Here is an 8,076-nt window from a genome sequence, read left to right on the forward strand (position 1 = left end):
GTCGATATGATAACTTTTTGTGATTTGAAGGGGGATTTTGCCACTTTAAGGAGGGATTTTTTGGAGGAATCGAGAAAGTAGTAATATCAGTAAGAGCTAAAGTAGAGTGATTCGTGCAAATATCATGCGTTATAGGGGGGGCCGGAATTTCGCCCCCAGAGCTACAAAGTGCTTGTTTAAATTCGGTTGTCACCAGTACTAAACGCGATAATTTGACTGATTTCGGTCAAGCTTCTTCCACTTTCTTGCTGCCACTGAATAAAGGCTTTATTAGCAGAGTCCAAGGACTTTTTCGTGTCTTTGCCGCCTTCAATGATCTTGCAGTTGCGTAAATAAGCTTCGACATCGTTAGACAGAATAAAAGTGTCCACGCCCATTTGGCGTAAAGTGTAAGGGCCTGTATTTCCACCCAGACGACTACCATGCTTCTTCAAGTAGCCCCATAGATCCGTGATCTTTTCCCGAGGCCATTCAGCAATCATGTTACTGAACGAGCCATATTCGATTCTTGCTTCATGGATCATGCGAGCGTTGGCCGGAATCGACATGACTTTAGTGAGGTGGCGAATGATGCGTTTGTCGGTCGCTTTGGTTTCCCATTGTTCGTCTGACAGCATCAATAGTGGCTCAATCTTAAAGCCGAAGAACACTTCTTCGAAGTTCGGCCACTTGTTGCGAACCACGCTCCACGAAATCCCGCTTTGGAACACCTTCATCGAAAAAGCGGCGAGCCAACGGTCATCGGGAATCGCTGCTAATTCCTCCTTACTTAATGGGTGAGACAATAGCGCTTCAAGCTGATCTTCTCCGCCTTTTCGCTCAGCAGCACGTTGATAAATCGCGTCAAATTTTTCGATACTCATAAAAGAAGTTAGTCCTAGTTTATGTCGATATTTGCGAAACATACTACGCTTAAGTGGCTGAATCGTAAATTGATGGAGTGTCACAAATGAAGAAGGTCACATTAACGTTTGTCGGGGAAGGTTCGGAGCGTATCGCGGATAAATTTTATACTTGGCTGGCTGATGGCGGATTAGAAGACAGCTTAATTGAAACTCTATCGGACAGAGAAGTGTCGGTGGTCGGTATTAGCGATATGGATAACGAAACGCGCGATGTAGTGATTACGACAGAAATGAATTAGCGCGTTGTACACGACCAAAACCAAAAGAATGCGATACAACAAAGCCCTTCGTCGGAAGGGCTTTGCACGTCTAACTCGTCTTCTTGTGTAGAGTGGATTTAATGATGAACTAGCGTTAAACCGCTTGGTAAAGCATCACCGAAGACGCGTTTTGATTCGCTTTCTGAAAGCTCTTTCACTTCTTCAACCAGTGATACCCAAGATTCAGGCACCTTGCTTTGCTTCAACTTAACCAAGACCTGCTCACGGTAGTCGTCAGAAATATCAAACAGGCGGTCCCCCGTCTTACGACAAATCATTACGGCTGCGAAAGCGATCATTGGCTCTTTCTGCCAGTTCTGCTCTAACAACTTAGGCAACCACTGTTCTGCTTGTTCACGAGGAATGACGTTGTGCTGGCTGCCATAAAGTGGTGTGCGAGAAGCCAAACGTCCCATCGCCCACCAGTGCGCTTGTTCAAACTGGTTTTGGTTGATCGCTTTACTCAAGAACCACGTTGCTAATAGAACTTTATCTTCCACTTCTAGATGCTCTAGCGAGGCTGAAAGACGCACCATGGATTCGTAACCCATGTCTTGTGCCGCTTTGGCGGATTGTGGGTTTTTCATCGCGCCGGGATGCAGATATTTTGCGATGTCTGCCAAAATGGTTTCTTGTTGTTCTTGGCTTAGACCGCCCGCGATACGTCGCCAGAATACCCACCAGTCTGTCCAGCCTTGATGGTTTTTGAACTGAATATTTTGTTGATACAGTCCCCAAACTTGCTCAATACGCCAAGAGTCTGTTGGATCGCCAAAGCCCGGACGCAGTGCAAAGCCAGCTAAACGAAGCCAGTTTTTCTCATGTTGTTCAGAGCGACGACGACGCTTACGACCCTGCGCAAAAGTATCGAAAAGTTGACGGAGTGTGGTGAAGTCCCACTCATCGCGTTTACCCAGTTTCTTCTCAAGATCTTTGGCTAAGGTTTTGATCTCTTTGCCTTCTGCGCTTTTTTTGTTACCGCTGTATAGGCGAGCGATTAGCTCCTTACATTCGTTCAGTTTAGGGTGAAGCTTAACTTGTTCACTGTCGTCGGTTTGCTTGTTACGGACTTCAAATTCGAGTTCCCAACGTTTGTTGTCGTCCTCGGCGCTGACACACTCCATCTTAAGAGTGCCAACTTCTGTTAGTTGACAAGCCAATTGCACTTCGACACGCTCTTTCTGGTTAGCTTGCAGTTCGGCGCCTTCACCTTCAAGTGTCGTGATGTAAGGTGGCAGAGGAGCAAATAAGTCGGGGTCAACGTCCACCATCACGCCGTTTTGAATAGCGGTGTTATTGGTTAAGGTGTCGTGGGTAGAAGTCAGCAGGTTAAAGCGAACAGGTTCACCTAGGGTAAGCGAGAAACGACGACCACTTAAGCGGATCTCATGACCTTCTTCTGTACCTTTTGCAAGTAAACAAAGCGCTTTGCCCATCTTGTTCTTTTCTTGAAGATGCAAGAAGTAAGAACGCGCTGCACCACCACCAATTTTTAGCTGTGCACCACGGCGTGCTTTACCAAACGCAACAGCACCCAGTGCAACTGACCAATCTGGATGTGGGTTATCTAATACCGTAACCGGAGCGCCGCGCCAATCGGAAAGTAGGGTAGTGACTCGCTCGGTCACAAGTTCACTGTTGAACACACCACCGTTGAGTAGCAAACCGACTGGAATGGCATTTTGTTTGTCGTCTTCAATGCCAAGAGCGGCACGAGCAACTTGCTGATGCTGAGTTAAGAACTCGGCCACGTGCTTGCTCACTGCTGGGTCAGCAACGTATGGAAGACCAAACTCGACAACCGCGCTGCGACGTTTGTCTGGTACTTCACTGAAATCAGAAAGCGGGAAGAAGCCATCCAAAGCGATTTGGTGCACTTCTTGTTTGCTCAGCCCAATACTCTTTGTTCCGCCAAGAAGTTTCGAGCCGCTGCCTAGCATGGTGATTTTTACTTCTTCAGGTGCACTCGCTGAAAGTAGGTTTTCTTTCGCTTTACGCGTTTGCTGAATCAGCTTAGTCAGGCTTGCAGCAGTGAGCTTCTTACTTTGGTTGAAGCGGCTCTCTGCAAGGTGCGCTAATGCTAAGTCGAGGTTATCACCACCCAGCATCAAGTGTTCGCCAACGCCAATGCGGTCAAGGGCTAGCTCATCTTGAGAAGAGAAACTGGCTTCAATCAAGCTCAAGTCGGTAGTACCACCGCCCACATCACACACCAGAATCAGCGGCAACTCTTTGAGTTCATCAGCAGCGGTCTGCTGGTGGCGTGCGTACCAGTCGTAACATACGGCTTGTGGCTCTTCGAGCAGTACGATTTTCTTTAAACCTGCCAGCTGTGCAGCTTCAAGCGTGAGCTTACGAGCGGTTTCATCGAACGAAGCTGGAACGGTAACAATCACATCTTGGTCTTCTAGCTTATTGCTAGGGTGACGGTAGTTCCATGCTTGACGAATGTGGTTGAGGTAGCTTGCGCTGGCAATAACGGGTGAGACTTTATCTACGTCTTGCGCACCAGCCCAAGGAAGAATGTCTGAACTACGATCCACTGCTTGGTGCGATAGCCAGCTTTTAGCGCTGGATACCTGACGTCCTTCCACCTTAGCGCCTAATTCACGAGCCCATTCACCCACGATCACATTACTAATGTCGCCAGAGACAGGTTCGTTTTCCCAAGGGAGTGTTAGGTCAGAAGGGGAGATTTGACCAACCGCAGGGTGATAGCGGAAAGAGGGCAGTAATGGTTTACGAACCACTTCACCCGGACCAATTAATTGGTCGATGTCGAATAGGGATACTTCGGATTGTTCAAGGTTGTCGGTGATTTCACAATACGCCACCACCGTGTTTGTGGTGCCAAGGTCAATACCAACAAGAAAACGAGGAGATGCCATACAAACCTTCGTGTATTTAAAAACGGCACCCGATTGGATGCCGTTTGATTTCTATTTATTCTTCTTCGTTTGAGTTGCTTTTCGCGTCTTCGCGCACATCGAACTCAACATGCCATTTTTGACCGTTATCAGCGGCAATGGCTTCTAAGTAAAGCGTACCAAGCTCTGTGACGCGAGAGGCTAGGGTTACTGGAACCACTTCACCTTCACGACGACCTTCAGATACAGGCAGCGTTACTTGGATTTCTGGAAGCTCTTCAAGCTCTTCTGGTGCCCAGTAGTCTAGGTGAGTACCCGCTAGGTCATCACGACGAACCGTTGAGCCGAAGAATTGGAAGTTAACTGGCTGACCGATGATCAAACCAAACTCTTGGCTTGGTACGTCAACGCTTGAGCCTTCTTCCATACCAAATGGTGCGACACAAAGTGCTTCCATTGGAGGTGCCATGCCTGGAATCGCTGGCATTGCACTTTCGATACCCACGTAGTAAGCCGAAGCAATACCACCACGGATACGAACGCCTTGTCCACGACGTACAGAGCCGTAGTAAGCCGCACCGCTAGCAACTGCAAGGTCTAGATCTACACCTGTTAGGCGTTTTGCCATTTCAGCATCTGCTTCAATTAGCCATTCGTTGATCGTGTCTTCTAGACGAGTTGCTAGAAGTTTCGATTTCAGAACACCACCGTTGAATAGGATTGCCGTTGGCTTGATGAAGTCAGCTGATTGCGCTGCATCCGCACCTGGCATACCAGGCATGTTAGCGAATGGATTGAAATCTTGAGCTGCTGCTTCTGAGCCATTTCCTGAAGCAGAAAGGGCATTAGCTTGCTTAGACAAGAATGCAGCAATGTGACGAGTGATGCCTGCATCTTGTGCGTAAGGCAGACCCATTTGCGTTAGTGCACCACGGTTACGTTGAACAGGGTGGTCAGTAATCGCAACTTGAGGGAAGAAGCCGTCAACCAGTGTTTGTTGTACTTCTTCTTGAGTCAGTTCTGTTTTCAGCGTTGCGCCAAGCAGTTTAGAACCACGGCTTGGTACTACGATTGGCACTGACTGAAGTTCGCTGTCGTTCAATAGCGCTTCTTTCGCGTCACGACATGCGTGCGTCATCGCCTGAACTTGCCATGGCTGTAGCTCTTTGCCTTCTTGCGCTAGCTTCATCTTCAAGCGGTACGCAAGTGCAAGATCCATGTTGTCACCGCCAAGTAGGATGTGTTCACCTACCGCGATGCGGTTCAGAGTTAGGTTGCCATCGTCTTCAGTTACTTCAACCAAAGAAAGGTCGGTTGTACCACCACCGATATCGACCACAAGCACGATGTCGCCAACTTCAACTTCGTCGCGCCATTTGTCGTCGCTGTTATCAATCCAGTTGTAAAGCGCAGCTTGTGGCTCTTCTAGAAGCGTTAGGTGCACAAAACCAACGTTGCGTGCTGCTTCTGCTGTTAGATCGCGAGCTGCAGGGTCAAAAGAAGCAGGAACTGTAATAGTTACGTCTTGATCGGCAAGGTTGTGATTTGGATTCGTGTGATTCCAAGCGTCTTTTAGATGCTCTAGGTAAAGCTCTGTCGCACGAAGAGGGGATACTTTTTCCACTTCTTCTGGGCTACCTGCTGGTAGGAAGGCATCACGACGGTTCACACCAGCGTGGCAAAGCCAAGATTTCGCACTTGCAACAAGACGAATTGGCGTTTTCGAACCTAGGTTACGTGCAATTGCACCAACCAGAGCTTTTGGCTCGCTCGACCACGGAAGAACGCGTGATTGCGGGTTCATTTCGTGCTCGTGCGGCTGGTATAGGAAAGAGCCTAATTGGCTACGAGTCTCTACCGTACCCGGCGCAGTAAGCTGCGGGATAGGCATCACTTCAACGCGAGCGTCTTCGTCGTGAGTATCAACAAAAGACATGACACAGTGTGTTGTACCTAAGTCGATACCAACACTGAATTTAGGCGTTTGTTGAGTTTCAACAGACGCTTCTTGAGAATGGTTTTCTTGGTTCATGTGTTCCATTACAGCTCAACCTCAGCTGGAGCGATCACAGATGCATCGTAGTTCTCAGCCAGTTTAGGCAACGTCATTGATGTTGCTTTCCAACCTTTGTGAACTAGCGTGCCGTTGAATGGCGCGCTGCCTGTTACGTTGCCAGTTAGGCGGATTTCTTGTGGGTTGAAGCCTTCTTCAACCGTAATGCGAGTTTCTTCGTCTTCGTTACGAACGTGCGCTAGCGTCACGTAGTCGTTCAGTACTTTCTGACCGCCAGTGTGGATTACGCGAGCAGCTGCGCCTACTTCTTCATCAGAGAATGACGTTAGGTCTTCTTTTAGGAAGTCAATCAGACGAGCTTCTTGTTGCATGATAGAAAGCAGCTGCATTGCAGAGTCCGTTGATGCGGTTGCAAGTTTTGATTCAACTTCTACAACACGCTCTACGACTTTCTCTACTTCCACTACTTTTTCTACTTCAACGATCTTCTCAACTGGTTTCTCAACCTCGACGATTTTCTCGACTGGTTTTTCTACCACTTTCTCGACCACTTTTGATTTGCGCGACACTGCAACTAGAAGAAGCAAAACGCTCGATGCGGTTAGGCCAGCGTGAAGCATATCGAACGTTTGAGGAATTAGGTTCAAATCAATGTTCATGACGTTTTTTCTCTTTCTATTGATTTATTGGTGCTCAGTATTGGCTCATATTTGTTCACTAAAACGATCGTCTTTGCGATCTTGCACCAAGTTTAGACATTAAAATGATGACGGATGGTAGCATATTCAAGGCTTAAGGCTGTAATAATTCGTGACTATACCGTACGAACAGCGTGAAAAATCGACGATCAGACTCCCCAATATAGGTTGTTGCTTGATGTTTGTGCATTGCTAACGCAGTATTTCAATAGATCCCGAAGTTTAACTTACGGAAGTATCAAAAATTACGATATGACACAAAGCACCGCTCATAAGAGCTTTATAAAACGACATTCAGACTCTATCTTAGCTTTTTTGGCGACTTTATGTGTCACTGCTGGTGTAGTTGGTGCTGCTTATACAATGCAGCAACGGTATACACAGACGACGTTTGATACTTTAGCCGACCGACAAGCAGAATCACTTAAAGCAAACGTCGAGAATGATCTAAAGTTCATTGGTGCGGGCGCAAACTTTTTCCATTCGATTGAGCGAAGCTATTGGCCATCGTTTCCCATGTATGCGGAACAAGTGATTAATAGCTCACGAAGTCTCATTGGACTTCAATGGATGCAAAAGGTCGAATTCGAAGATCTTGATGAACATATTTTAAAGACCCGTCAAAAATTTCCAAACTTCCAACCGTTTACCGTTCCTAAAGATGGTCCCAAAACCTACGGGTACATTTTTGAACACAATGAGCCAATTTTTATCGCGTCGGATATCTACCCAAGAACACCGGAAAACCTTTCTCTATTGGGTTTCTATTTTTCGCGCAAACGCTTCGATTTAATCTTGGATGATATTTCCGAAAATGGGCGAGCGAATGTCTCGGATAAAGTTCGCTTACTGCAAGATGGTTATGACAAGTCCATACCTAAGACTGGGTTGCTGGTGTTCCATCCAGTGTTCGACTTCGAGAACAAATATTTATTAGGAGTAGTGACCGGCGTTATCCGAAGTACGGTTTACTTTGAGGATTTGATTACGAAAACCGCGACGGAGCTCGATATGTCGGTGCGCGTAGAAGACTTGGGATTCGACGCAGCAGATGACCCTGTTCTCTTTCAAAGTGCTAGCTGGGATAACATTCGAGGAACCGTTATAAGCCGAACCATTCAACTGCCTAACCGTGAATGGCGTATTGACTTTAAGCTTTCTGACGCAGTCTCAGCTTGGGAGCGTTCTATTTTAGCGGGCACGACGCTAGCCGGATTGGTAATCGCCTTTTTGATCAGTTGGATTGTGAATTTACAGTCTCGAGAAAAAGAGCGCTTAGCGGTCATGTTGGAGCTCAAAACCGTTGAATTAAAAAGAATGGCAGAGCGAGAC

6 protein-coding genes are annotated in these 8,076 nt (G+C 47.2%); 2 read left to right on the forward strand and 4 right to left on the reverse strand.

The features are described from left to right. Positions 1-176: 176 nt before the first annotated feature. A complete protein-coding gene (locus CAG69_RS08965) occupies positions 177-863 on the reverse strand; it encodes a DNA-3-methyladenine glycosylase I (protein ID WP_012841859.1) in 687 nt (228 codons plus the stop codon). A gap of 86 nt (positions 864-949) precedes the next feature. On the opposite strand from CAG69_RS08965, the gene CAG69_RS08970 reads away from it, so the two are divergent. Then, positions 950-1,144 carry a hypothetical protein gene (locus CAG69_RS08970; protein ID WP_005394200.1) on the forward strand — a complete coding sequence of 65 codons (195 nt, stop codon included), beginning with the start codon at positions 950-952 and terminating at the stop codon, positions 1,142-1,144. Between the two features lie 98 nt (positions 1,145-1,242). On the opposite strand, the gene CAG69_RS08975 is transcribed toward CAG69_RS08970, so the two are convergent. Genes CAG69_RS08975 through CAG69_RS08985 form a run of 3 tightly spaced genes read right to left on the reverse strand, consistent with a single transcriptional unit; the run spans position 1,243 to position 6,705 of the window. Beyond that, positions 1,243-4,053 carry an Hsp70 family protein gene (locus CAG69_RS08975; RefSeq protein WP_161443812.1) on the reverse strand — a complete coding sequence of 937 codons (2,811 nt, stop codon included), beginning with the start codon at positions 4,051-4,053 and terminating at the stop codon, positions 1,243-1,245. 55 nt (positions 4,054-4,108) lie between these two features. After that, complete coding sequence (locus tag CAG69_RS08980) at positions 4,109-6,073, reverse strand: Hsp70 family protein (RefSeq protein ID WP_161443813.1); 1,965 nt, start codon at positions 6,071-6,073, stop codon at positions 4,109-4,111. Beyond that, positions 6,073-6,705 carry a DUF2760 domain-containing protein gene (locus tag CAG69_RS08985; RefSeq protein WP_017634945.1) on the reverse strand — a complete coding sequence of 211 codons (633 nt, stop codon included), beginning with the start codon at positions 6,703-6,705 and terminating at the stop codon, positions 6,073-6,075. Before CAG69_RS08985 ends, CAG69_RS08980 begins: the two co-directional genes overlap by 1 nt. A gap of 291 nt (positions 6,706-6,996) precedes the next feature. Between CAG69_RS08985 and CAG69_RS08990 the strand changes: the two genes are divergently transcribed. Then, a partial coding sequence (locus CAG69_RS08990; RefSeq protein WP_161443815.1) for a CHASE domain-containing protein occupies positions 6,997-8,076 on the forward strand: 1,080 nt, incomplete at its 3' end.

Origin of the sequence: Vibrio sp. V43_P6S15P86 (genome assembly GCF_009904725.1) — a bacterium.
GTDB classification, from domain to species: Bacteria; Pseudomonadota; Gammaproteobacteria; order Enterobacterales; family Vibrionaceae; genus Vibrio; species Vibrio diabolicus.

Coding starts and splice junctions, on each gene's coding strand:
- CAG69_RS08965 (WP_012841859.1), bottom strand. CDS start 863: ATGAGTATCGAAAAATTTGACGCGATTTATCAACGTGCTGCTGAGCGA.
- CAG69_RS08970 (WP_005394200.1), top strand. CDS start 950: ATGAAGAAGGTCACATTAACGTTTGTCGGGGAAGGTTCGGAGCGTATC.
- CAG69_RS08975 (WP_161443812.1), bottom strand. CDS start 4,053: ATGGCATCTCCTCGTTTTCTTGTTGGTATTGACCTTGGCACCACAAAC.
- CAG69_RS08980 (WP_161443813.1), bottom strand. CDS start 6,073: ATGGAACACATGAACCAAGAAAACCATTCTCAAGAAGCGTCTGTTGAA.
- CAG69_RS08985 (WP_017634945.1), bottom strand. CDS start 6,705: ATGAACATTGATTTGAACCTAATTCCTCAAACGTTCGATATGCTTCAC.